Origin of the sequence: Carnobacterium sp. (assembly GCF_045617425.1) — a bacterium.
Classification (GTDB): Bacteria; Bacillota; Bacilli; order Lactobacillales; family Carnobacteriaceae; genus Carnobacterium_B.
Genome location: NZ_JAZLIO010000003.1, coordinates 1 through 26,173, shown reverse-complemented (window position 1 = coordinate 26,173; position 26,173 = coordinate 1). Strand labels below are relative to the sequence as shown.

Annotated in this window: 26 protein-coding genes, 1 other RNA gene and 2 other annotated features; of the genes, 4 read left to right on the top strand and 23 right to left on the bottom strand. The window is 34.8% G+C overall.

All coding sequences use genetic code 11. The features are described 5' to 3' along the window. Window positions 1-122: 122 nt before the first annotated feature. Window positions 123-1,073: a diacylglycerol/lipid kinase family protein gene (locus tag ACKI3H_RS00710; RefSeq protein WP_407370396.1), complete on the top strand. Its 951-nt coding sequence runs from the start codon at window positions 123-125 to the stop codon at window positions 1,071-1,073. Window positions 1,074-1,133: 60 nt separating this feature from the next. On the opposite strand, the gene ACKI3H_RS00705 is transcribed toward ACKI3H_RS00710, so the two are convergent. The 8 genes from ACKI3H_RS00705 to ACKI3H_RS00670 form a co-directional block, all read right to left on the bottom strand. After that, entirely contained in the window at window positions 1,134-3,617 is a 2,484-nt protein-coding gene (locus ACKI3H_RS00705; protein WP_407370639.1) for an ATP-dependent RecD-like DNA helicase, read from the bottom strand. 47 nt (window positions 3,618-3,664) lie between these two features. Continuing rightward, complete coding sequence (locus ACKI3H_RS00700) at window positions 3,665-4,345, bottom strand: tetratricopeptide repeat protein (RefSeq protein WP_407370394.1); 681 nt, start codon at window positions 4,343-4,345, stop codon at window positions 3,665-3,667. 210 nt (window positions 4,346-4,555) lie between these two features. Then, a complete protein-coding gene (gene mnmA / locus ACKI3H_RS00695) occupies window positions 4,556-5,680 on the bottom strand; it encodes a tRNA 2-thiouridine(34) synthase MnmA (protein ID WP_407370393.1) in 1,125 nt (374 codons plus the stop codon). Between the two features lie 173 nt (window positions 5,681-5,853). Continuing rightward, entirely contained in the window at window positions 5,854-6,195 is a 342-nt protein-coding gene (locus tag ACKI3H_RS00690; protein ID WP_407370391.1) for a cysteine desulfurase, read from the bottom strand. 153 nt (window positions 6,196-6,348) lie between these two features. Continuing rightward, a complete protein-coding gene (locus ACKI3H_RS00685) occupies window positions 6,349-7,497 on the bottom strand; it encodes a cysteine desulfurase family protein (protein ID WP_407370390.1) in 1,149 nt (382 codons plus the stop codon). Window positions 7,498-7,592: 95 nt separating this feature from the next. Next, complete coding sequence (gshAB, locus tag ACKI3H_RS00680; protein WP_407370388.1) at window positions 7,593-9,884, bottom strand: bifunctional glutamate--cysteine ligase GshA/glutathione synthetase GshB; 2,292 nt, start codon at window positions 9,882-9,884, stop codon at window positions 7,593-7,595. Further along, complete coding sequence (locus tag ACKI3H_RS00675) at window positions 9,881-10,411, bottom strand: HAD family hydrolase (RefSeq protein WP_407370387.1); 531 nt, start codon at window positions 10,409-10,411, stop codon at window positions 9,881-9,883. Before ACKI3H_RS00675 ends, gshAB begins: the two co-directional genes overlap by 4 nt. Before the next feature lie 54 nt (window positions 10,412-10,465). After that, window positions 10,466-11,605: a hypothetical protein gene (locus ACKI3H_RS00670; RefSeq protein WP_407370386.1), complete on the bottom strand. Its 1,140-nt coding sequence runs from the start codon at window positions 11,603-11,605 to the stop codon at window positions 10,466-10,468. Window positions 11,606-11,839: 234 nt separating this feature from the next. On the opposite strand from ACKI3H_RS00670, the gene ACKI3H_RS00665 reads away from it, so the two are divergent. From ACKI3H_RS00665 to ACKI3H_RS00655, 3 genes are all read left to right on the top strand, one after another. Further along, a complete protein-coding gene (locus ACKI3H_RS00665) occupies window positions 11,840-13,126 on the top strand; it encodes a replication-associated recombination protein A (RefSeq protein ID WP_407370384.1) in 1,287 nt (428 codons plus the stop codon). A gap of 90 nt (window positions 13,127-13,216) precedes the next feature. Next, window positions 13,217-13,404: non-coding RNA, 6S RNA (gene ssrS, locus ACKI3H_RS00660), on the top strand. Between the two features lie 543 nt (window positions 13,405-13,947). Then, window positions 13,948-14,406 (top strand): universal stress protein, encoded by a 459-nt coding sequence (locus ACKI3H_RS00655; protein ID WP_407370383.1) that lies wholly within the window; start codon window positions 13,948-13,950, stop codon window positions 14,404-14,406. A gap of 70 nt (window positions 14,407-14,476) precedes the next feature. Here the strand turns inward: ACKI3H_RS00655 and ACKI3H_RS00650 are convergent, their stop codons facing one another. The 15 genes from ACKI3H_RS00650 to ACKI3H_RS00580 all read right to left on the bottom strand — a co-directional run bounded on the left by ACKI3H_RS00650 (window position 14,477) and on the right by ACKI3H_RS00580 (window position 26,134). Then, the gene (locus tag ACKI3H_RS00650) at window positions 14,477-15,667 is read right to left on the bottom strand and encodes an acetate/propionate family kinase (protein WP_407370382.1); all 1,191 of its coding nucleotides are present in this window, start codon (window positions 15,665-15,667) and stop codon (window positions 14,477-14,479) included. A gap of 27 nt (window positions 15,668-15,694) precedes the next feature. Continuing rightward, on the bottom strand, window positions 15,695-16,711 hold the full coding sequence (locus ACKI3H_RS00645; RefSeq protein ID WP_407370379.1) for a class I SAM-dependent methyltransferase: 1,017 nt from the start codon (window positions 16,709-16,711) through the stop codon (window positions 15,695-15,697). Between the two features lie 250 nt (window positions 16,712-16,961). Continuing rightward, window positions 16,962-17,246 (bottom strand): 50S ribosomal protein L27, encoded by a 285-nt coding sequence (gene rpmA, locus ACKI3H_RS00640; RefSeq protein ID WP_023177465.1) that lies wholly within the window; start codon window positions 17,244-17,246, stop codon window positions 16,962-16,964. Between the two features lie 28 nt (window positions 17,247-17,274). Then, window positions 17,275-17,610, bottom strand: coding sequence for a ribosomal-processing cysteine protease Prp (locus ACKI3H_RS00635; protein WP_407370377.1), 336 nt, complete (start codon window positions 17,608-17,610; stop codon window positions 17,275-17,277). 17 nt (window positions 17,611-17,627) lie between these two features. After that, the gene (rplU, locus tag ACKI3H_RS00630) at window positions 17,628-17,936 is read right to left on the bottom strand and encodes a 50S ribosomal protein L21 (RefSeq protein WP_013710487.1); all 309 of its coding nucleotides are present in this window, start codon (window positions 17,934-17,936) and stop codon (window positions 17,628-17,630) included. Between the two features lie 15 nt (window positions 17,937-17,951). Further along, window positions 17,952-18,023, bottom strand: a sequence feature (ribosomal protein L21 leader region). Between the two features lie 107 nt (window positions 18,024-18,130). Further along, window positions 18,131-18,808, bottom strand: coding sequence for an amino acid ABC transporter ATP-binding protein (locus ACKI3H_RS00625; RefSeq protein WP_407370376.1), 678 nt, complete (start codon window positions 18,806-18,808; stop codon window positions 18,131-18,133). Between the two features lie 15 nt (window positions 18,809-18,823). Further along, window positions 18,824-19,459 (bottom strand): amino acid ABC transporter permease, encoded by a 636-nt coding sequence (locus ACKI3H_RS00620; RefSeq protein WP_407370374.1) that lies wholly within the window; start codon window positions 19,457-19,459, stop codon window positions 18,824-18,826. Window positions 19,460-19,487: 28 nt separating this feature from the next. After that, complete coding sequence (locus tag ACKI3H_RS00615; protein ID WP_407370372.1) at window positions 19,488-20,291, bottom strand: amino acid ABC transporter substrate-binding protein; 804 nt, start codon at window positions 20,289-20,291, stop codon at window positions 19,488-19,490. Window positions 20,292-20,355: 64 nt separating this feature from the next. After that, entirely contained in the window at window positions 20,356-21,153 is a 798-nt protein-coding gene (locus ACKI3H_RS00610) for an amino acid ABC transporter substrate-binding protein (RefSeq protein ID WP_407370371.1), read from the bottom strand. Between the two features lie 90 nt (window positions 21,154-21,243). After that, window positions 21,244-21,498, bottom strand: a binding site (T-box leader). 24 nt (window positions 21,499-21,522) lie between these two features. After that, a complete protein-coding gene (minD, locus tag ACKI3H_RS00605) occupies window positions 21,523-22,317 on the bottom strand; it encodes a septum site-determining protein MinD (RefSeq protein WP_407370370.1) in 795 nt (264 codons plus the stop codon). Then, window positions 22,308-23,009 carry a septum site-determining protein MinC gene (locus tag ACKI3H_RS00600; RefSeq protein ID WP_407370368.1) on the bottom strand — a complete coding sequence of 234 codons (702 nt, stop codon included), beginning with the start codon at window positions 23,007-23,009 and terminating at the stop codon, window positions 22,308-22,310. Before ACKI3H_RS00600 ends, minD begins: the two co-directional genes overlap by 10 nt. A gap of 41 nt (window positions 23,010-23,050) precedes the next feature. Continuing rightward, window positions 23,051-23,572, bottom strand: a complete 522-nt coding sequence (mreD, locus tag ACKI3H_RS00595; RefSeq protein WP_407370366.1) for a rod shape-determining protein MreD — start codon at window positions 23,570-23,572, stop codon at window positions 23,051-23,053. Continuing rightward, the gene (gene mreC / locus ACKI3H_RS00590) at window positions 23,573-24,424 is read right to left on the bottom strand and encodes a rod shape-determining protein MreC (protein WP_407370365.1); all 852 of its coding nucleotides are present in this window, start codon (window positions 24,422-24,424) and stop codon (window positions 23,573-23,575) included. A gap of 144 nt (window positions 24,425-24,568) precedes the next feature. After that, on the bottom strand, window positions 24,569-25,582 hold the full coding sequence (locus ACKI3H_RS00585) for a rod shape-determining protein (RefSeq protein WP_407370363.1): 1,014 nt from the start codon (window positions 25,580-25,582) through the stop codon (window positions 24,569-24,571). Window positions 25,583-25,933: 351 nt separating this feature from the next. Next, window positions 25,934-26,134: a cold-shock protein gene (locus tag ACKI3H_RS00580; RefSeq protein ID WP_013710477.1), complete on the bottom strand. Its 201-nt coding sequence runs from the start codon at window positions 26,132-26,134 to the stop codon at window positions 25,934-25,936. Window positions 26,135-26,173 lie beyond the last annotated feature (39 nt).

Sequence of the window (26,173 nt, the reverse complement as noted above, 5' to 3'; positions counted from 1 at the left end):
CACTTTCAATTAGTTTGTAACTGTTTTTTTTGATTTTCTCATAAATTTACTTCGAATTTAATTTTTATTTGTTTTATAATGTAAAGTGGCGCAATTATAAAAGCAAGTCAAAAGGAGTACTCATGTCGACAATTAAACATTATCATCTTATTATTAACGAGCTTTCAGGTTCTGGTAAAGGAAAAAAAGTCAGTCACCAAATTGGTAACTTGCTGATGGCTCAGCAGATAAGTTTTACTGTACATAAGTCTGCTTATCACGGACATACTGTGGAATTAACTAAAGTGTTAGCTCATGAAATAGAGGAAGAACACAATCTGTCTCATTCAATTATCGTTATTGGTGGTGATGGAACCTTGCACGAAGTTCTTACAGGTTTAGGTGAACAATATGCCCACATCCCAGTAGGGTATATCCCCGCAGGCTCTGGTAATGACTTTGCACGAGGAACAGGTATTTCAAAAGATCCAAAAAAAGCTTTAAAACAGATTCTTACCGCTCAACAAGCAACAAAATTAGATATCATTGAATATTACGACCACAATCAACAAAATACGGGTTATGCTGTAAATAATGTTGGTATCGGATTTGATGCGGCTGTCGCAAAAAGAGCAAACCTTTCTCCATCTAAAGTATTTTTAAACAAGTTAGGGCTGAGCTCTTTTGTTTATTTTGCTAGTCTAGTTCAAGTCTTTTTTAAGCAAAGTGCTTTTCCTTTGAGCGTTATAACAAATGGCGACACAACTCAGTTTGACGATGCTTTTTTAGTTATTATCAATAGTCACCCTTATTTTGGCGGCGGCATCCCGGTTTCACCAAAAGCTTCTCAAATAGACGGAAAATTAGATTTGATTATTTTACCTAAACACTCGTTTGCTAACTTATTGTATCTTTTTGTGTTAATGATCTTTGGAGGAAAACATTTAACTCATAAAAATGTGTATTACTATCAAGCACCCTCTATCTCTCTCAAAACAACTTCAAAAATAGATTCAAACGCCGATGGGGAAATATTGGTGGATCAACCAATTGATTTTCAACTCAAAACCAGCTCACGTTATTTTTGGATTTGAATATAACGTCTTCCTTGTGCATAAAAAAAGTTCCAGAAGAAAAATCTTCTGAAACTTTTTTTATACACTTGGTACTATGCCATCCATGCCAATCATCGGATCAATCGCATTGGATTGAATCATTTCGATTGTCAGACGATAATTCTTCGGTTCTTCTTTATTTATCGTTTCACCTTTATTTTCTGTTTCTGATGATAGAGTAGAAATAGAATCGGAAAGTTCTGTTTCTTTTAGCTTATCTTTATTAGCAGGCATTTTCACAACAAGTTCAACATGTTGGTCTTCTCCTAATAAACGTTCCGTCAATGTCGTTAGTCTGGTTGCGGAAGATTTTGCTACACATTCCTCAAAGGCATTAGGTTCACCACATAAAATAAGCAATTCACTGCTTCTTGTAATGCCTGTATACAGTAGATCACGTCTCAACATACGGTGATAATTTTGTACCATAGGTAAGATAACCATTTTAAATTCTGATCCTTGAGACTTATGGATTGAACAACAGTAGGCCAAAGTAATTTTCATCCATTCATTTCGTTTATAGACAACTTCATTAGCATCAAATTGAATGACAATTTCATCTACCTTATCTTCGGTTTCTTTGGACAAATTGATTCCAACAATTTCGCCCATGTCTCCATTAAATACATTCATTTCAGGATAATTTACTAGCTGTAAGACTTTATCTCCAATACGGTAATTCTTATCGTTAAATTTAACTTCTTTTCGTCTGCCAGAAGGATTTGGATTAAAGATTTCTTGCATCATTTTATTCAATGCATCTATCCCCGCTGGACCTCGGTACATGGGGGCCAAAACTTGAATATCTTGGGCAGTGAATCCTTTTTCTTTAGCCTTTTCTACTACTTGACGAATGACAGGTTCAATTTGATAGGTAGTACATTGAAAGAAAGATCGGTCTTTTTTATTTTTCGTGAAATCTGCAGGGAGTTGCCCTTCCTTAATAGCATGTGCTAATGAAATAATGGAAGACCCATCGTCTTGTCGGTAAATTTCAGTTAACTCTCTACTAGGTATCTGTTTTGCACGAATGAGATCGTGCAAAACTTGACCAGGACCCACAGAAGGCAACTGATCTTTATCTCCTACAAAGATGACTTGCATATTTTGTGGGACTGCTCTTAACAATTGATTCGCTAGCCACGTATCCACCATAGACATTTCATCAACGATCAATAATCCGCCTTCTAGTTCTCGATCAGAGAGCTCCGCATTTGGCTTTTCTTGGCCATTTAACCCTAAAAGACGATGAATCGTACTACTTGGTAATCCCGTAGATTCATTCATTCGTTTAGCTGCACGTCCTGTAGGGGCGGCCAAAAGAATCGGAAAGATCTTATCGTGGTAATCATCTATCTCTAAAGACAAGCCATTTAATTCGGCAAACAAAGTCACGATTCCATTTAATACCGTTGTTTTACCAGTACCCGGCCCCCCAGTCAGAATAAATAAAGGCGAGACAACTGCTTCTTCAATTGCTTCGATTTGTGAATTTCCATACTGGATACCTAATTTTTTTTCCATTTTACGAATTTCTTTTTGAACATTATGTGCTGGATACTGAATTTTCTTACTGTTTTCCATTAACCGTTTTACAGAGTTTGCAATTCCCCATTCAGCAGCATATAACGAGTTGATGTACAGCTTGTGCTGATCTTCAATTAATTTATTTTCTTCAATCAAGTTTAATAATTCTTTTGCTACTATATCTGGTTCAATAATGAATGAACGACTTTCTTCAAGTACTCTTATGGTTTCATTCAATAATGGTTCTGCTAAAGTATACGTATTGCCTTCACTGAGACACAATTCATTTAACGAAAATGAAATAGCCGCTTGTATACGTCTAGGAGAATCTGCAGCAAAACCTAAATTTTCAGCAATGGCATCTGCTTTTTTGAACCCGATATTTTCAATATCTTCTATTAATTGATAAGGATTCTCTTGAATGATCTCTAATGTTTCTGCTTGATAGGTTTGATAGATTGTGTATGCTAATCGACTTCCAAACCCAAAGTCATTTAATCCAATAATAATTTTTTCCATTCCGTTACTGGAACGTATCGTGTTAACGATAACTTCTTTCTTTTTTTCATTTAACCCGGGAACTTTAGCTAAAACAGTTTCATCTGCATTAATTTGATCAATCGCATCTTCACCTAAAAGATCCACAATCGTTTCTGCAGTTTTTTTCCCTATTCCTGGAAACTTATCACTAGAGAGATAAGCAACGACCCCTTCGGCCGAAGTTGGTTTTTCTTGCCGATAACGCTCTGCATTAAATTGCATCCCAAATTTAGGATGCTCAATTAATTGGCCAAAAAAACGATACGTTTCATCTTCTTGGATTTGTCCAAAATTTCCCGTGACGACGATTTCTTTTTCTTTGAACGAACTATTGGTATCAACAACGCGTATTAATAATACTTTGTAAAAATTTGTCGGATTTTGATAGAAAATTGCAGCCACTTGTCCTACAAAATAGGGAGGCTCTCCTGCAAATAAATCTAAATTGTCTTGCATAACCACTTTTCTGCCTCCACCCTTTCTATCTTAGCTAATTAACAGAATTAGTCTTTTTGGTTTTTCATCATAACTTCTATGGCTTTTAACTGATCGATACGTTCCTTATATTTTATAGGATCCAATTTTTTTGATTTATTTAAGTACGCATCAACAGAATCCTGATCTTCCTTTAATGCCATTCCTACTACTCCACGTTTGAACCAAGCCTCATCATTTTGCGGAGCTTGATCAATACTTATGTCAAAATACTGTTTGGCTTCTTTAAAGGATCCTAATTGCATTAACGTGTTCCCTATAAATAAAATAACTGTCATATCCAGCTTGTCTTCTTCATAAGCACTTAAAAAGTATACCAATGCTTTTTTAGCTTGATCTAACGCTAAAAAGTTTTGCCCAATCATAACCATGGCATCTTTTTTCAAAGGTGTTTCACTAAATTGAATGACTTGATTAAAATATTCTAACGATGTTTGATAATGTTCAATTTCATAATAGAGATTTCCAAATGCATAAACAAAAATAGGATCTTTAGGGTACTTTTCAATTGCTGTTTCTAAAATGACTTTTGCATCTTCATATTTTTTCCCTAAAATAAACATGGTTGCTAAATTATAATAACTATCGCTATTTGCAGGATGATCGTTGATTTCTTCCATAAGTAATTGAATGGCCTTATTAAATTCGCCTTTTTCCCACAGCTGAAAAGCTTCATGGTTTCGATTCATACTTATTTCCTCCTTCTTGCAACTTTATTTATTTTACACCAAAATTCTATTGGATTCTACTGATGTCTCTGTTTTCTAATTATTTCAGGTTAACTTTTATAAGAAATTTTATTTTGAAGCATACACATCATATGAATTAGAAATTAAGGTAGAAAAGGATAAAAAAAAAAGCTAGGAATTTTCCCTAGCTTTTTTTACTGTATGAAGTTTTTAAACGTATTGTAATTCTTTTTTTTCATTATAAGCTGCGTCGATCGTACCGCCGCCTAAACATTCTAAACCATCATAAAAAACAACTGCCTGACCTGGTGTGATGGCACGTACAGGTTCGTCAAATTCAACTGTAGCTGTAGTTCCATCTTCATTCAAGTGAACCGTCACGCCTGTATCTGCTTGGCGGTAACGGAACTTCGCAGTACATTTAAATGTACGTGGTTTTTCTTCATTTGTTGTAAAATGAAGGTCAGAAGCTTCTAAATGTGTAGCCAGCAACCATTCATGATTAAACCCTTGTCCTACAAATAGTGTATTTGTTTCTAAATCTTTTCCGACGACAAACCATGGATCACTTGATTTTCCTCCGCCACCAATTCCTAATCCTTGGCGTTGTCCAATCGTATAATACATTAATCCATCATGTTGCCCTTTTACTTCGCCATCTACCGTCATCATTTTTCCAGGTTGAGCAGGTAAATAAGTCATTAAGAATTTTTTGAAGTCGCGTTCTCCAATGAAACAAACACCTGTAGAATCTTTTTTCTTAGCTGTCGCTAACCCAGCTTCTTCAGCAAGTTTACGTACTTCAGATTTTTGCATTCCACCTAATGGGAATAACGTTTTAGCAAGTTGTTCTTGAGATAATTGATTCAAAAAGTAAGTTTGATCTTTATTATTATCTAGTCCTCTTAGCATATGTGTAACGCCGTTTTCATCACGTTCCACTTGAGCATAATGTCCAGTAGCTACATAGTCTGCTCCTAGTTCAATAGCATAGTCTAAAAAGGCTTTGAATTTTATTTCTTTATTACACATAACATCTGGGTTAGGTGTGCGTCCTTTTTTATATTCTTCTAAAAAGTAGGTAAATACTTTATCCCAATATTGTTTTTCGAAATTAATCGAATAATATGGAATTCCAATTTGGTTCGCTACCAACGCAACATCATTGTAATCCTCTGTCGCTGTGCAGACACCAAACTCATCTGTATCATCCCAGTTTTTCATAAAAATACCCACCACGTCATAGCCTTGTTGTTTTAAAACTAAAGCTGTAACGGATGAGTCAACGCCTCCACTCATGCCAACTACGACGCGAGTCTTGCTATTGTCTTTCATTACATCACCATCATTTCAAATAGATTCTGAAAAATCTTTTTACGATTTGAAGGTCGCATTTTTTCAGTCTCTATCATTATACTAACTTTTAGTCAGAAATCAAGTTGCTTAATCTAAAATAGGGAGATGCTCATCATAGTGAACAACTCCCTTTAAGCTTTGTAATTAAAATTTTATACTTTTTCTAAAACTCCGCGTTCAACAAGGTCTGATAAAGTGAACGCTACTTTTTCTCGAATTTCTTTATATGCATCGCCATTGTAAATGTTTACTGGACGCAATCCATTGCCAGTAGTTATTGAAATTTTTAATTGTTTTACCTCATCTGAAATCACAATTTTCAATTTTACTCCTTGTTTATTCAATAAATTAGTATCCATCGTACGCATCAATTGAAAATTCCCTTTTTTAGTTTCTTCAAATCCATTGTCTCTTAATGTATATTTTTTTGCGTTAGAATTTACTTTAAACGTTTCTTTTGATCCTAATAAAGTTGCTTCTTTTTCAAATGCCATGCTATTCCCTCACTTTTTCTCTTCACTTAGTCGTAACCCTTTTCATTTCTACTATACCATAGCTTTTATCTTTTTTTCTATAAAAATCAGTAGAAATACTAAAGAGCCTGAATGTTTTCAGGCTCTTTAGTATTTCTATCTCTGTCATTAAAGTTATTTTTTTAATCTTAAACTAATGGTCGCCAGTTGTTCAGCTAGATAACTGATTTGTTTTGACGTTATTCCTAAGCCAAAACTAATTCGAATCGTTTCAGCCACAATTGGATTGTTCTCTCCATACATTGCTATTAAGACATGACTCGGATCAATATTGCCAGCAGTACAAGCTGATCCAGATGATACTGCTATGCCGCTTAAATCTAAACTCATCAACAATTGTTCAGCTGATACATTTTTGAACCACACACTTACGATATGATTTAATTGTTTATCCTCATTTCCGTTGACTTCAAATTCAATCTCTTTTTGAGTCAATTCTTCAATAAGTTGTTTACGCAATTCAAGATGTCTTTCTTTGCGCTGTTCTCTTTGAGGCTGAATAATTTCAACTGCTTTTTGCAATCCTGCAATAGCAGGAATATTCTCTGTGCCAGCACGACGTTTTTTTTCTTGTTCGCCGCCCAGCATGAAGCTTGGTAAAAAAATGGTTTCCTTCACATAAAGAAATCCAATCCCTTTAGGACCGTTAATTTTATGACCTGAAATAGATAATAAATCAATGTGGTCTCTTTTAACATCAATTTCTTCTGTTCCATAAGCTTGTACAGCATCGGTATGAAAATATGCTGTAGATTCACTTGCCTCAATTAGGTTACCAATTTCTGCTATATCCATTACGGTACCAACTTCGTTATTTGCATACATGATTGACACTAAAATGGTATCTGGTCTCAAGGCTTCTTCAACCATTATAGGATCAACTTGACCTTTTTCATTCACTGGTAGATAAGTTACTTCAAATCCTAGTTTTTCTAAATATTCCATCGGTTTCAAAACAGCATGGTGTTCCACAACTGATGTAATAATGTGTTTTCCATCTTGTTGTCTATTTAACGCCGTTTCAATAATTGCGGTATTGTCAGATTCTGTCCCACCACTAGTAATAATGATTTCACTCGGTTTGGCACCAATACTTTCAGCAAAAACTATTCGAGCATTGTCTACAATACGACGACTGTCTCTTCCGAAATTATGGATACTTGATGCATTGCCATAATGATTTTTCATTGCTTCATAAACAACTTCAATAACTTCTGGGTGTACAGGACTAGTTGCAGCATGATCAAAATACATTTTTTCCATCTAAAAAAGTCCTCCCTTATTTATCCAAACTTACAATTCTTAAAGTTTATCACTTTTCTCTATCTACAACAACCACTTATTTTGAGTAAGCATATTTATTTGTTAATTGTTTCTTCTCCCCATAATTCTGGAAATAACATCTTTAGAATACCCATCGTTAATCGGCGACCTTTGCCTTTGTAGACAAAAGCATGCATATGCATAGCAGGATTAAAATTAGCTTCTAATACCGTATAACCTAAATGTTCTTTAGTACTACGTAAATTTGTATCCGGAATAATCAAATCAATCCCACTAACTTTCGCACCAATAATCTCAGACATATCAATAGCAGCTTGTTTATAACTGTCATCAATTTCATCTGTAACATCGATGGAGTCTCCTCCAGTACTGATGTTTGAATTTTCTCTCAAATAAACAATCGTTTTCGATTCGGGGATACTTTCCATAGTATAACCTTGAGCTTTTAACATTAATTGTTCAAGTTCACCTAATTCGATTCTTTCAAGAGGCGAACGATGCTTTTCTTCCCCGCGTAAAGGATCTTCATTTTTTTCGGCAACCAATTCTTTAATTGATTTTTCACCGTCACCGACAACATTTGCAGGAGTCCGTAACAAAATGGCTGGTACCTTTCCATCTAGAACAAAAAATCGGTATTCAGTTCCAGGAACGTATTCTTCAACTAGAACAGCAGTATCTTCTTTGAATGCTATTTCAAGTGCTCTTTCATAATCCATTTTTGTAGGTGCATGTTTAAAGACAGAGATACCTAAGCCATAGTTAGTTGATTTAGGTTTTACAACGATTTGTTTTTGTTCATAACGCCAGAATGCTGTTTTTCCTTCTGCTAGAGTGGTATACTCTTCACCCGCCGGAACACGAAACCCTGCTGAATCAAGAATTTTTTTCGTAACGGTCTTATTTTCCATAATCAGTGGGGCAATATAAGAATCTTTTGATGTCATATTCCCATTTTTAACAAATTCACTATGTTGATCAAACGTTAACTTTAAAAATTGATCTTGTGCATCTAAAATGTCTATTTGTATGCCTTTTTTTAGAGCATCAAATAACAATAGTTGGGTAGACATTTCTAATTGTTCGAAACCTCTTAAATTGTATGGTCTTATAATCGCTTCATGCTTGTAACGTTTAGCTAACTCTAGACTAAAATCAATATAAGACCCTTTCTCTTCTATGGCACGCACCATACGTGCAGCAATGGTTAATGTTGGATCAATCAGGTGCTTCTTCATTTCTTGAATACAGTTTAGGGCAAATTTAGATCCATTTGTAGAGAGAAGCATTTCTTCCATTTGCTTAACTAAGTGCAAACCTTCCTTTTGAAAGCTTGAAATTTTTTCTGGGTGTTCCATTGCCGTCAAACGACTCATTTCTTCCCCAACTGTAATTTCTTCCATAGTAGCTGTTTCATCCATCCAGATCATGTATAAACAAAAAAGATGAACAAATTCCATTGTCTGTTTTGACATACCAAATGGATCAAATGGATTCAAATCAAAGCTTCTCAGTTCAAGATAAGAAATACCTTTTGTCAACAATTCTTCTGCTTTATTTGTACCACGAAAACGAACAGCTGAGTAAAATTCTTTTTCTTCAGATAAAAATCCCTTTTCAACCATATCTTGTAAGCTTTGCACATAATCTTCAATTGATTGGAAAGATACAGCAACTTCTGACGGATTGACGTACCCGTATTGACTGCTTCGAATGCTTCGAACATAATCTTGTGGAATTTCTTGATTCGCAAAAAATGACTCATCCACTATAGGAGAGGCTCCTAGCAGATAAGTTAAAAGCCAACGATAGCGAAGGAAATTTTTTGTCAATTTTAAATAGAGCATCGACTTGAAAGATTCCTTACTTGAGTATTCTGTTTGACAGTCAAATAAACGTGCAATCAATTGGTCGTCTAATTCAAAATTGTAATGCATACCACTAATCATTTGTTTTTTCTTGCCATATTTTTCTGTCAGAATTTTTCGATACGTTACATCATCTTTATTGTCTAACTTTGCAATCGGAATAACCGATTCATCCGGAAGAACCATAGGCATACTTATCGGCCAAATAGCTTCATCAGAAGGGATTGTTTGAAGGACAACATCATGCAATGCGGCCAACCAATCGTAACTTTCTTTTATAGTTCTTAAAGGCGGTGTAATCAATTCCAATTGTGATTCACTATAATCTGTTTGAATATAGGGGTGGAAGCTCCTGTTGCCAAATTCTATTGGGTGAGTTGTTAAAGCAAGCTTACCTGTTGAAGTTACCCTTAAACCTTCTTTTTCAATCCCGAAGATTGCTTGATAAAAAGCTTCGCCTATATCTGTTTCTTGGATCATTTGTTTCACTGTTTTCATTTTACTATTCCCTCATCTACTTTAATTATTTGTCGCTCAATTTCTGCTAGAATTTTTGATTCAGGAGCGAACTCCTTTTCCCAGTTATCAGGATTCATAACTTTTCCATCTGATTTTCTGTAACGCGGCTTACCATCAGAAAAAAGTTTTCCCATATTTGCTTGATGCACGATTGAGAAAATCGGATCTGGATTAATACCCATTAATACAAAAGAACCATAGTTAAAGTAATTTGCATCCGTTAACGCATCTACTTGTGCAATTAACCGGTTAGGGACCTCTTTTGACTGTTCTTTTATCTTGACAATAGATTCTTCAGCTGCTTGCTTCCATTTTAAAACCAAGAATTCAAATTGGTTGATATCTCCTTCTACAGTTGCATAAAGGAATTCTAATAGTTCTTCTGTTGTAAACTTTGCTCGTGTAACAGCTTCTTCAGGAGTTAAAGCTTGTGGCTCTTTTTTTACTGGTTTATCGAATACTTCATGAAACTCTTTGACCTGCTCAAATGGTGATAATTTAGTCATACTTCTGTGCTCCTCCTGATATAAATAAGGTCTTAAGATGATGATTAGAAATTTTTATTCGGTTGCTTCCTCACTAATTAAATGCTTCCTCAATGCCGCATTCTCTGACTCTAATATCCTTCTGTTAATTTCAGATTGTTTCAAATCAGCTTGCATAATTTTTAAAAACTCAATATTATCTTGCGATTGTCGTTTGGTCCTCTCAAGCTGGATTTTTTCATCAATCAATTGCTTGATATCTTTTTCGAGATCTTCTATTGTATCCGTTAATACTTTATTTTTTTCAATTAATGAAGCATTTTGAAAACCAATTCCTTTTATTTTCTTTTCATTTTTACCATCTATTAAATTAATATAAACCACTACAAATGCTAAACAAGCAATAACAAAAGCTAAGCAAGTAATAATAAACGTAAACAACGGTGTTGAATACCTAAGTCCAGCTAATAGCACACTCATTATGACTGTACAGCCAAAAATTACTAGTCCAATACGATAAGAATTTATTTTTCTTTTCGCATTCAATGCTTTTAAATAATCCACTTTATTTTGCAATGCAGCTTTTTCTAAGTGCTCTTGTTCTATTTTTTTTCGAGTTTCATAGAAAAGAACTTTTTCTTTTCTATCCATAGATTCTTGCACTTGTTCTTGATACTGTTCAAACCATTCTTTTTCTTTGACTAACTTTTCTAATTCTCTATCTATTTCCTGATGATAAACTGCCTTTTTCAATGAGATTTCCTCTTCTACTTGTTCAGATTTAAACTGAGCTGAAGCAAGCATCTCTTGAGCATCCAGTTCAGCTTTTCGAGTAATTTTATCTGCTTCCACCTTTTCTTTATCATACTGTTCAATCAATTGCTCTTTTTTTAATTTAATTTCTTTTTTAGCAGTCGCTATGTCTTGTTGAACTTCTTGATACATCTTTTCAGATTGATGAAAAGTCTCGGCCAAAATTCCCTCTGCTTCGTTCTTTGCCTGTTGGAGAAGCTCTTTCTCATTTAAACGCGTTGTTTTTGTCGTTTGTTTAGATGGTTTAAGCTGGCTTAATTGCAAAGATTCTTTTTCTTTTATTGCCCTTCCTAAAACAGAGTTAAAGACAACATTTGCTGTTTTTGAAAATAGACTGCGTTGCTGTTTATTTTCTGTTTTTAATAACCTGTTTAAAAAATCGGACTCGTGTTTTTCATCCATTGAAAAGTTCCTCTCTTTCTCACTTTTATAGTCCCTTTGATTAATCGAATCTACTCATAAAAAATGACTTCTTACACATTATCGCAAATAATCATAGAAAAGCCAAACCAAAAATTCGATTTGCTTTATAAAAGTAAGCTAATTTCAAAAATCAAACAAACGTTCTTTACTGTAGAATCCATTTTGGTAGAATGGTATACTAAAGATAATAATGTTGATAGGAGGATACGCTTTATGAATCAACCTTTAGCTTATCGGATGAGGCCTACTCATATTGATAATATTGTTGGACAGCAACACTTAGTAGGAAAAGGAAAAATCATTCGACGCATGGTAGAAGCTAAAATGCTTTCTTCGATGATTTTATACGGCCCTCCAGGAATTGGAAAAACCAGTATTGCTAGTGCGATTGCTGGGACAACAAAATACGCGTTCCGCATTTTAAACGCTGCTAGTGACACAAAAAAAGATCTCCAAATTGTTGTAGAAGAAGCAAAAATGAGCGGCACTGTGATTTTACTTTTAGATGAGATCCATCGTTTGGATAAACCTAAGCAAGATTTTTTGCTGCCGCATTTGGAAAATGGACGTATTATCTTAATTGGGGCAACAACCGAAAATCCATATATTACAATAAATCCTGCCATCCGAAGCAGAACTCAAATTTTCGAACTCAAAACACTTTCTAATGAAGATATACAACAAGCTATGTGGAACGCTGTTAATGATTCAGAAAAAGGCTTTGGCAAAGAAAAAATAGCCATTACAGATCAAGCCTTACTCCACTTTTCTAGAGCCACAAGCGGAGATTTAAGAAGTTCTTTGAATGGTTTAGAGCTCGCTATTAAATCAACAGCTCCAGATGAACAAGGAATGATCAATATTACTTTAGAGATTGCTGAAGAGTGTGTTCAAAGAAAAGCTTTAACACATGATAAAGATGGCGATGCTCATTATGATGTCATCTCAGCTTTACAAAAATCCATTCGTGGAAGCGATGTGAATGCTGCTTTACATTATCTTGCTAGACTGATTGAAGCTGGCGATTTACCTATTATCTCAAGGCGGTTAATGGTTATTGCTTATGAAGATATCGGATTAGCTAACCCTTCTGCAGCTTCTAGAACCGTTACCGCTATTCAAGCATCTGAAAAATTGGGTTTTCCGGAAGCCCGAATACCTTTAGCTAATGTAGTAGTTGATTTATGTCTTTCTCCAAAATCAAATTCGTCTTACGCAGCGATTGATGCGGCTCTCCAAGATGTACGAGCTGGGAAAAGCGGAGATGTACCTGATCATTTAAAAGATTCTCATTATAGTGGAGCAAAAGAACTTGGTCGCGGTGTAGATTATCTTTATCCGCATAGTTATCCTGGTGCATGGGTAAACCAGCAATACTTACCTGACAAACTAAAAAATGCTTCTTACTATACACCAAATCACACAGGAAAATACGAAGATACTTTGGCAAAGCAGTATGATTCAATCAATCTAAAAAAAGGAAATAAAAACAGTTATTAACCGTTCTCTTTGTTGTTAAAACAGTCTTTCAACAAAAAATATATAGTCAAATAATTGACAATGTGATATACTTATGCTACTATAAGTATAAGATTTCTGAGATGTTCGTCTTGCTCAACATGTGTTGACCGAACAATTAATATTACCTTGGGATCCAACCTGATTCAATCGGATAACAAGCCTTTTCACTTGGTAGTTAGATGGTTGACGGCGGAGCCCACCTGCTTCTTGCGGGTTCAATACTAACTGAGCATATTAACGGCATCATCGGATTTCTCAATTAAAGTTTAAAACTTTTAAAGTCATTCTTAATTGAATGGCTTTTTTCTTTGTTATTGAAGTAAACTTACCCTTAATTTAATAAGAATATATGTTATTCTTATTTTGTACTTAACTATTGAAAGAAGGTCTTATCATGCTATTATCGATATTATTTTTTATTTTTTCAGCGTTGCTACTTTACGCAGCATTCTTTTTTTACACCGGAAAAGCCTCTATTCTACTAACTCGTACGGATAAAACTTGCCCCTCAGAAACAGCGCCTTTTTTTAAATTTTACGGTATTCTATTTTTTATTGGTGGCCTTAGCTCTCTTCTACTTATATTTTTTCATCCTATTTGGCTGGCCTTTACCGTTTTACTCTTTGTTATGATCAGTATGCTTTTTTTTATTATGAGCTTAAATAAGCGAATATGATTTTTCATTAAATTTTAAACGATCTCGTATTTCTTATTTCTATGAAAATGGATACATTTAATGTACAATATGCTTAAGAAGGAATATTTCCTATCGTTTATCATAAGGAATGGAGTGGATGTGTATGTTACAACAATATAATCGAATCTTAGTGGCTGTGGACGGTTCAGCAGAAGCTGAAATTGCTTTTAAAAAAGCTGTACAAGTTGCTGTAAGAAATTCTGCTACGTTAGTTCTTGTACATGTTATTGACACACGAGCATTTCAAAGTATTTCTACTTTTGATGGAGCTATGGCTGATAAAGCAAGTGAACAAGCCAAAAATACACTAGAAGAATATGTACGTTATGCCAAAAATCATCGTGTTCAAGATATTACTTATTCTATTGAATATGGCTCTCCAAAAGTTTTGATTGCAAAACAAATTCCTGAAGATCAAAAAATTGACCTTATTCTATTAGGTGCAACTGGATTAAACGCTGTAGAACGTATCTTTATAGGTTCCGTTTCCGAATATGTTATCCGTCATGCAAATTGTGATGTGTTGATTGTTCGTACCGATTTAGATAATACAAAAAGTTAACATTACCTAAAATAGTAACAAAAAACCCAACCAATTAATTATTGGTTGGGTTTTTTGTTACTATTTAAGCTTAAGCACGCAATCTTTCAACATCACGAGCAATCATGATTTCTTCATCTGTAGGAATCAACAGTACTTTAACTTTTGATTCTGGAGTAGAGATGATTCGTTCTTTTCCTCGGACATTATTTGCTTCAGCATCAATTTCAGCGCCAAACCAGTTCATACCGTCAATAATAATTTGACGTGTTTCAGGAGAATTTTCGCCAATTCCAGCTGTGAAGACAATTGCATCTGCACCATTTAAGATTGCAAAATATTGGCCAATGTATTTTTGAACACGGTTATAGAAAACATCTAGTGCTGTTTGAGCATCTTCATTTCCTTTTTCTGCTTCATCTTCAACATCACGCATATCGCTTGAAACATGTGAAAGACCTAGTAAACCAGATTTATTATTTAAAATATAAATCATGTCATTGATATCCGTAATATTTAATTTATTCATTAGGAATGGTAATAAAGATGCATCGATATCACCAGTACGTGTGCCCATCGTAATACCCGCTAAAGGAGTGAACCCCATTGAAGTATCAAGTGATTTTCCGCCCTTAACAGCTGTGATAGATCCACCGTTACCTAAGTGACACGTAATAATCTTTGTTTCTTCAAGTGGTTTGCCTAACATTTCAGCTGCACGTTCAGAAACATACTTATGTGAAGTACCATGAGCACCATATTTACGTGCTGCAAAGTCTGTATAATATTCCATTGGAAGACTGTATAAATAGTTTTCCTTAGGCATTGTAGTATGGAAAGATGTGTCAAATACAGCTACGCTAGTAATCTCTGGTAATAATTTTTTGAATGCTTTGATTCCTGTGGCATTTGCTGGGTTATGCAAAGGAGCAAATTCAGCCAAACTTTCAATTTGTGCTAATACCTCATCAGTAATTAGTGCTGAATCTTTAAATAATTCTCCACCAGCTACTACACGGTGTCCTACCCCAGTGATTTCTTCGTAGTTTGCAATAACTTTTAGTTCAATTAATTTATCTAATACCATTTGAATAGCAATTTCATGGTTGTTAATATCTTCAACCACTTTGTATTTTTCACCAGCATATTTTGTAGTAAAAATTGAATTATTCAAACCGATTCTTTCGATAATTCCTGAAGCGATCTCTGTCTCAGCTGGCATTTCATATAAGGTAAATTTTAAACTTGAACTACCTGCGTTAATTGCAATTGTTTTTGTCATATTTTTCCATCTCCTAATTCAAATTTTTTAAATATTTTCTTTTTTCCACCTATCCACTTCTTGCATAAATTGAAGCATGGCTTTTTGATTTTTAAAATCTGGAATCTGTGCTAACAAAACTTGTTTAGCTTGTTTAGCTTGTTTGGCATTGCTCCCCTTCTTTTGAACCAAAAGAATTGATTTCCGTGAATTTTTGGTTTTAAATAATTCATTCGGCAGATTTAACATTCCTTGTAAGAACGCTTCTTCTTGAATCATTTTCAATAGTTCAGTGGCCTCATCCGTTTCAAATAATTGAGCTGGAACTAAAAACAGTCCAAATCCACCATCTTTTAGGTAATGCAAGCTTTGTTCAATAAATAAATGATGGGCATAAGAGTGACCTTGTTTTGCAGCCGTTTTATATTTACTAGCTTTTTCATCCAAAGGGTAGTAGCCAACAGGTAAGTCGCTTACTACAACGTCCACAGGGTCCATTAAAAGATCTTGTAGCGCATCTTGATGTGTCAAGGTAACATTTTGCCTTTGCAAGGTTGTATTGACCGATGCAAGAGTTAACAGTAAGTCATCATTATCGATTCCTTCTGCTTCTACCAAAATATCCTTTGAAACTAATCCATTATAAACAGTTGATAATAGATTTCCCATCCCTACAGCAGGATCAAGCAAACGTATTGACTGCTCTTTTCCACTAATTAACTTTTCAATTAAATAGTTTAAGATAAAGCCAATAGCATCTGGTGTCATTTGGTGATTTGGTTGTAATGCATCCGTTTTTGAAGCTTTCAAAAGAGCTAATTGAATAGCTTTTCGAATATCTTCTGGTTCCATACTGTCTATTGAAACCTCTTTGTAAAGTTTCGTCAATTTTTCAACCGATTCATTTGAAGGAAGACCATCAACTTGATGAGGAATCCTATTGGCTAAAATATTCTCTCCCGTTTCTGAAAGAGCCTCTAAATAAGAAATATCTAATTCCTTTTGCAAGAGTTGTACAGAACTATCCAATTTATTAAATAACTGTTCGATTTCTTTTTGAGACAATAATTTTCAACTTCTTTCTATTTTTCTTACAGTACCTTTGTACCAGTCATGTAAGAAATGAAATGAGTCATCTATAAAAAAGCACTACTCTTCCATTTTAACGAATATATTGTAAGGTTTCAAGTATGAGCTTAACTTATTTTCAAAAGTAAATTATGCTTGCTTAACTTAAGTTACATGAAGCAAGCATGTGTTACCATGGCAGTAAAAAAAGCTCTTCTAAGAGTAGAAGAGCTTTTTTTATTTTAAATTATTGAGCTGCTGGATAAACAGAAACTTGTTTTTTGTCGCGGCCTTTGCGTTCGAAACGAACAACTCCGTCACATTTAGCAAACAAAGTATCGTCTCCACCGATTCCAACGTTAACACCTGGATAAATTTTAGTTCCGCGTTGACGGAATAAAATTGAACCACCTGAAACAGTTTGTCCATCTGCACGTTTAGCGCCTAAACGTTTAGAGTTTGAGTCACGTCCGTTAGTTGTAGAACCGCCACCTTTTTTATGGGCGAAGAATTGTAAATTCATTTTTAACATATGAGTTGCACCTCCTATTATAATTTTTTTACTGTGCAAGTTTGACATATTCTGGATACTCTTCAACTATTCCCGTTAAAGATAGAAGTAGACTCTCGAGAAGAATTTGTGAAATTTTCGACTGTTCTTCAGTTAATTCGCTTAGAAGTTCAACATATAAATAGCCGCCTTCAACTTCTTCATTTGTTTCTACTAATGGAGAAACGCCTGATAAAGCAGAAATGCTATTTGTTGTTCCTATAACTAATGCTGAAACAGCTGCACACACGATATCGCTGCCGTAGGGTCCAGACTCTGCATGTCCTGTAACTTCAAAGGAAACGACGTCTTCTTTGTTATTACGTTTAAAGAATGCTTGAATCATATTGGAACACCACTTTCTTATGCGTTGATTGCGTTGATAATAACTTTTGTATATGGTTGACGGTGACCTTGTTTACGGTGACTATGTTTTTTAGGTTTGTAGATAAAAGTTGTAACTTTCTTTTGAAGACCATGTTTTTCAACAGTTCCTTCAACAGTAGCTCCTACAATAGTTGGAGCTCCAACTTTTGTTTCTTCTCCACCAATTAAGACAACTTCTTCAAAGACTACAGTTTCACCAGCTTCAACATTCAATTTCTCAATGTAAATTTCTTGGCCAACCTCAACTTTAATTTGTTTTCCACCTGTTTTGATAATTGCGTACATTCTTTCGCACCTCCTTATTAGACTTAGACTCGCCATCATGAGTGCCGTTATGGACTTAAACTCATTCCAGTGCGGTTGTAGTTGTGGTGCTACACATTTACAACATTAACATCATACCAAATTGTATTGCTTGCGTCAATAAATACTTGTGTAAACAAAAAAATACTAAAACAACCGTGCTTTAACTTTCAATTTCAGCTTAAAAATTCATCTGAAGACACTACTCTTGTCCCAAACGATTCAGCAAACTCAATATCATGAGTGACGATTAAAATCCCTGTACCAGATAAGGCTATTGATTGAATCATCTTGCCGACTTCATTTGAGGAGTCACGGTCTAGGGCAGAAGTTGGCTCGTCAAAACAAAGAATTTTAGGATTGAGCATCATAGACCGAGCAATGGCTGCCCGTTGTTGTTGTCCACCGGATAAAGTACTTGGATAAACATCTTTTTTATCTAAGATTCCCATTTGTGTCAGAAGTTGCTCAGCTTTTTCAACTGCTTGCTCTTTTGTCATCAATTTTTGATCTAGCGGTGCTTCAATACAATTTTTCATAACGGTTAAGTTCGGAAATAGTTGATAATCTTGAAATACCATACCAATTTGATTATTATAGGTCATTCGTTCTTTTTTTGAAACGTATTCTACTTTACCTTCCGGAGTTTCACGACACAAATAATGCTCATCAATTGCAACTGTTCCATTATCAGCTTTTTCAAGTTGATTAAGGACTCTCATTAATGTTGTTTTTCCTGTACCTGATTTGCCAACAAGCGTCACGATTTCTCCCGCTTCAATAGTGAAATCAAAGTTTCTTAAAACATCTATGCCATTGAATTGCTTTGTTAGGTTCGTTGCTTTCAATCCCACTTTCAACCATCTCCTTTAGTAATTTGCCTTCTTCTCAATAGCATTTAATAGCAGCGTGACTAATCCAGTTACTATTAAATAGATTACTCCAACAGCTGCATAAGGAATTAAAGAAGCATACGTATTGGCTGCAATTTGCCCTGCTCGTAATAATTCACCAATTCCTAAAATATAAATTAAAGAGGTATCTTTAACTAGTGCGATTACTTCATTTCCAACTGAAGGTAGTACGACACGTATAACTTGTGGAATAATAATTTTTCTAAATCCGTTTATTTTCCCAATACCCAATACTCTGATGGCTTCAAATTGTCCTTTTGGAATGGACAAGATACCACCACGGAATATCTCTGCATAGTATGCTGCATAGTTTATCGTGAAGGTGAACACGGCCGCTGAAAAACGGTCAAATGTTATTCCGACAAGAGGCAATCCGAAAAACACAACCATTAATTGTAACAATAATGGGGTTCCTCTCATAATATAAATGTAAACTTGTATAATCCAAGATATCCATTTTGGAGCATACACTCTTATACAAGCAATCAAAAATCCTAATGGAATGGTTACAATAACGATAATTAAAAATAGTAATAAGGTCGTTTTTAATCCATCTAACAAATTAGGGGTTATCTCAGCAATCAAATCCATTATTTATTCACTCTTTTCCTTATTTAATTTATTCTGTGATCCATTTATTTTTAATTTCACCTAATGTTCCGTCTTTCTCCATATCAGTTAAGGTAGTATTTAACTTTTCTAAAAACTCAGCATCTGATTTTCTAACACCCACTGCAGTATCCTCTTCAGCAAAACTTTCCTCTAAAACTCGATATTTTCCACTACCTTTTTGTTTCATTGTATACCGAGCATATATTTCGCTGACTGCGATAGCTTGGCTTCTTTTACTGTCTAAGTCATTAAAGACATCGTTGTATGAAGGATATTGAATAATTTCTCCATTTGCAAATGTATCCATAATTCCACTTTCATGATTTGTTAATAAGTCAACTGTGCTCGAAGATTGTTGTGCAGCTACTGTTTTCCCTTTTAGATCATCCCATGTTTCAATTGGGCTATCTGCCAGAACTACAAATATTTGTCCTCCACCAGTATATGGAATACTAAAATCAACTTTTTCTTTACGTTCTTCTGTAATAGAATAGCCATTCCAAATCACATCAATATTACCAGAGTTTAACTCGGTTTCTTTCATTGCCCAGTCTATAGGTTGAAATTCAATGTTCAAATCAAGTCGCTTAGCTACTTCTGCTGCTAAATCAATGTCTAGTCCCACTAGATTTCCCTCACTATCGCGAAAACCCATTGGTACAAAAGTATCATCCAACCCTACTACCAAAGTGTCCCCAGGTTCACCTAAAAACACCTCAGCCTCTTCAGTCTTTAAGTCAGCTGTATTCCCACAAGCCACTAACAGCAGTGAGAATACCCATAAACTCATCACCATACTTATTTTATTCATCCCTTTGCCCCCTAGACTATACAATAATTTACGTACCTTTGAAAAAAACATGCTCTCTTATTTTTTACTCAGCAAACCATTTAGCATAAATCTTATCATAGGTTCCATCTGCTTTCATATCTTCTAAAGCTTGATTGATTGCTTCTGTTAACTTGTCATCTTCTTTACGCATACCAACAGCATATTCTTCTTCTCCAAAATTATCTTCTAGTACACGGTAACTTATGTCTTCATTTTGCTTCATATAATAGCGACCAAGTGTTTCATCTACGACAATAGCGTCACTTCTTTCAGAAGCTAAATCATTAAATACATCATTATTAGAAGGATATAAGACAACTTCTTCATTCGCAAATTCTTCAATGATCTTGGATTCATCAGCATTGATGGCATCCACTGCACTTGAAGATTGTTGTGCTGCAATTACTTTTCCACTTAAATCTTCTTTTGTTTGAATCTCACTGTCTTCCAATACGATAATAATTTGGCTATTTTCTAAATAAGGTGAACTAAAATTAACTTGTTTCTTTCTTTCATCCGTAATCGTATAGCCGTTCCATATCAAATCAATATTTCCATTAGTCAATTCTGTTTCTTTTAAAGCCCAGTCTATTGGCTGAAATTCAACATCTATATCTAATCTTTCACCAACTTCATTTGCTAAATCAATATCAAAACCTACAATTTCTCCGTTACTATCACGAAAACCCATTGGAGCAAAGGTATCATCTAACCCTACTATAAGTTTACCTTCTTCAATAATTTGATCAAATGAATCTGTTCTAGCTTCATTTGTACTACATCCGGCTACCAGTGCTGTAAATCCTAATCCTAAAATCATTGTTGTTAGTGTCTTTTTCATGTGTAACGCCCCTTTTATTTTATTGTATTTGCTTTTAAGCTGCAGTTCTTAAAAACAAAAAAAGCCCTTTGATTTTCTATTATCAGAAAATCAAAGGACGATTGATATCATTTATCGTGGTTCCACCTTTATTCGCAGCTTCTTCACAGAAAGCTGCCTCGTCGTGTTCAAAACTACTAAACACTAGTACTATAACGGGTACTCCCGAATCAATTTACTTGTAGTAAAATCTACGTTCAACTGTCAGCTCAGAGATGTGTTTTCAGTATAGTTCCTTAATTGCTCTCACCACCGCAATCTCTCTAAAAAGTTCCTAAACTTACTTTTTCTCTTCGAAGCTTTTAATCATTTTTTAACACTATAGCACACTTATTTCCGCTTGCCAAATAATTTCTGCCATAAAGTTGGTTTTTCTTTTGTCAACGCCATCAAAGGAACCGTTTCGCCTAAAATTCGACGTGCAATATTTCGATATCCTTGAGAAGCAGGATTCTTTGGATTTAAAACAATAGGGTCGCCTTTATTAGAAGAGCGAACAACATCATCATCATCAAAAACGATTCCTAGTAAATCAACAGATAAATGTCTAGTAATTTCGTCAATGTCCATTACTTCACCATCTTGCATCATCCGTTTACGAATACGATTTATGATTAAACGAGGCGGTTCAAGTTCCGTTTGCTCTAAGAGTCCGATGATTCGATCTGCATCGCGAATAGCAGAGATTTCAGGGGTTGTTACTAAGATTGCTTGATCTGCTGCTGCAATCGAATTTTGGAAACCTTGTTCAATTCCAGCTGGACAATCAATTAAAATATAATCGTATTCTTTTTTTAACTCAGAAACGATTTCAATCATTTGTTCGCCATTTACATCGTTTTTATCTGCATTTTGAGCTGCAGGAAGCAAATACAAATTATCATTAAACCGTTTATCTTTTATAATCGCTTGATGCAATTTCGTACGGCCTTCTACCACATCAACAATGTCATAAATAATGCGATTTTCTAAACCAAGAATAACATCTAAATTTCTTAGGCCAATATCCATATCTATCAAACAAACTCTCTTACCTTGAAGAGCAAGAGCGGTACCTAAATTTGCAGTGGAAGTTGTTTTTCCTACACCGCCTTTTCCAGATGTAATAACGATTGCTATACCCATTCGTTTAATCCCCCGATCACTTTACCTAAATTTGGACGCATTTTTCTTAATTGATCCAATGAATTAAAATCTAAAATATGTAAATCATTGATATAGGCAAATTCATTTTTTCTAATACTGTCTTGATGATTGTTTTTCTTCTCTATGATTTGTATGCTGTCTGCAATTCTAACTTGAGCATCTGTATGAAAATCTGCCACAATTACTGCATTTGTATCTCCTTCAAATCCAGCATGTGCAATTCCCATTAATTCTCCAATAATAAAAATGCTTCCATTAGCTCGAAGCATGCCACCAGGATGGACCTTACCTACAAAAAGGAGGTTACCTGGTGCGGTTAAAACCTGCCCACTTCTAACCGTTTGAACTTCCATTTGAAGGCTTACTGCCTTTTGCCATTCAATCGCTTTTTCATAGGTCACAACATTAGACGTGATTTTTTTAATTAAAAAGGTACTTTTTGATTCAATTTCTTCAATCACTAGTTCTTGTTGTTCTTGAGATAATAAACGGTTTCCAGTTTTTATCTCCAAATAAATATCTTTTTGAACTTCTTTTGACCTTTTTTGTTCACCATGTAGATGTTCAAGTAATTCATTTAATTCTTTCATGATGGATACAAAAGAAGCTGCTTCATCCAAGCTTAACACAAAGCTGCCTTTAGTTCCTTTTAACGTCACACTTTGTTTCACTTTAACAACTCCCTCAGCCAAAATGTTGATACTTATTGTGTTTACTCTTCTTGAATACGTTCAGTTATCCTTTTTAACGGATAAAATACAACAATAAACAAGACTAAATTCAAGAGCAATGTCGGTCCTAATCGGTCCGCCAAAAAGGTTGCCCAATTAATCGTTGTATACCCTAGTACTTGATAAAACAGATAAAGATAAGTTTCTATTAAACTTAGATTTATAATGACCATCATACCAATAACAACGGGATTAGGATTGAGAATTTTTTTTAGTTTTTCTGTTAAGTAGATGATTAAAGGAAATAGAAGAATGTATACTCCTAGGATTCCCACATAATAACTATCATAAATCAAACCAAAAATAACTCCATAAACCAACATTCTACTTCTTGGAATATAAAAAGACATTAGGATAAGTACTAATACAATCAGCCTTGGAGTCATCGTTTTTGTACCTTCAAGAAATTGCGCTGAAAAAATAGCAGTCAATAGCCCATCTAGTAAAAAGAAAAAAGTAATTACTAGTGGGATTAATGTAGTTGTTTTCCAATTCGCCGCCATTTACTCACCACTTTCAGCGGATCGTTTAATAAAGGTTACATAACGAATGTCGTTCGTATCTGAGGCTGGAGTAATATAGGCTTCTTGTGACAATCCAAAAGAATCTAACTTAACTTCTTCAATCGTTCCAATCAGTAAAGCACTAGGCGATACCCCACCTAAGCCAGAGGTCATCACTTGATCGCCTTCTTTTAATTCGGCATCCGTCGTAATTTGCTTCATAACCAATCGATTGGTTTCAGGATCAAATCCATTCACAATCCCATGTACAACTCCCTCATCTGTACTAACTGATGCTGCAACTCGGTTATTATTTTGATCTAGCGTTGTTACTAATTGAACTTTTGAACTAGTAGGATTGACTTCTACAACACGTCCAATCAGACCATTTCCTGACATAACAGACATATCTAATTCAATACCATTTTGACTTCCTTTATCTACAACGATTTGATCAACCCAACTATCAGGATTTCGACTAATGACTGCTCCATTGATTGATTCATAATCAGATAAGGTATCTGTTAAATCCAACTGCTCTTTAAGCTTTTTGTTATTTTGTTTTAAATCTGCAATTTCTACTTCTGTTTCGTACAGTTTATCTATTTTTGATTTCAATAATTGATTTTCTTCATACGTATTTTTCAGACGGTCTACTGATTCTAAAAAATCAACAACTGCATTCGTCGGTTTTGCTACTACACGAGAAACAACAGCCGTAATATCATTAGTAAGTTGTTGCAGAATAGGAATGTTTCCACTTCCTGTAATTGAAAAGGCTATCAGACCTAAAGAGACAATCATACTTACTAATAAAATGATTAGTTTTTTATTTGAAAAGAACTGATTCAAAACATCACCTCATTAATTTTACAGGCTTCCTTTATTTTAACATAAGTTAACCCAAATAACTTGTCTAACTTGTTTCTTTTTTACATGAAAATATGCGGGAAGAAAATAAACTTCCCGCACCTTTTCAACCTTATTTAGGCTTGCTTATTTATTTGCTCTTTTTTTATAGATATCAATGTGTTTTAGCGACTCTCCTGTACCAAGAGCAACACAATCAAGTGGTTCATTTGCCACGAAAACAGGAACATCTGTTTCTTCTGCAATAACATCACCGATATTTTTCAATAAGGCTCCACCACCAGTTAAAACAATTCCATGATCAATGACATCTGCTGAAATTTCAGGAGAAGTTTCTTCAAGAGTTTCTCTAACAGCTACAATGATGCCTTCTACGACTTCTTGAATAGCTTCAGCAATATCAACCGCTGAAATTTCAATCGTTTGTGGCAGTCCTGTCAGCAAGTCACGGCCTCGAATATCCATAACACCATATTCTGATGCTTTTTCGACAGAAGCACACCCAATTTGAATTTTGATTTGTTCAGCTGTACGTTCACCAATAAGCAAATTGAATTTTTTGCGTACATAGTGAATGATAACATCATCCATGCGATCTCCAGCCAAACGAATAGAACGGCTGCTAACAATTCCGCCTAATGCTATCGTAGCTACATCAGTGGTTCCACCACCTATATCCACTACCATACTTCCTGTAGGATCCATCACTGGCAAACCGGCTCCGATTGCTGCTGCGAATGGTTCTTCAATAATGAAAGCATCTTTTGCTCCTGCCATTCTGGTAGCATCAACAACGGCTCTTTTTTCAACTTCTGTAACCCCACTGGGCACACAAATCATGACAAATGGTTTAGATGTTGATTTTCCAATTGCTTTTTCGATGTAATATTTCATCATAGCTGCTGTCGTATCGTAATCCGCGATAACACCATTTTTCATAGGACGAATAGCAATAATGGTTCCTGGTGTTCTCCCAATCATATTTCTTGCATCTTCTCCAACTGCAACAATTTCTCCTGTTACAGTGTCTTTTGCAACTACTGAAGGTTCTCTTAAGACAATCCCTTTTCCAGCTACAAATACATTTGTGTTTGCAGTACCTAAATCAATTCCTATATCTTTATTTCCAAATCTAAACAAATAATTTCATCCTCTCAAGTCTACCTGATCTTTAATATTTATAGTTCTTTTCAGATTGATTGCAATTGTACCTCTTTATTTAATACTGAAAGGTAGACACTTAAACAGTATAGCAAAAAACAGAATAGAATGCTCTAACCGAAACCATCATACTGTATTTTTTTACTTATGGCATCAGTATTTTTTATATTTTAACACAAATTTAAGCAATTCCATATATAAGTAAACAAAATGAAATAGTATTCGAAACAAGACAACTGTTCTTTTTAGAATAACAGTTATTTTATTAGGGTTTTTATTTCATAAAAAAAGAGCCTAGTGAAAAATCACTAGGCTCTTAAAACTTTATAATTAAGCTTTGTTTACGTTTGCTGCTTGAGGTCCACGGTTTCCTTCTTCAACGTCGAAAGTTACTGCTTGTCCTTCTTCTAAAGATTTGAATCCTTCACCTTGGATAGCTGAGAAATGTACGAATACATCGTCTGCTCCTTCACGTTCGATAAATCCAAAACCTTTTTCTGCGTTAAACCATTTTACTGTACCTTGTTCCATAATGAAATTCCTCCTCGTGCCTTATAGCACATATAGTGA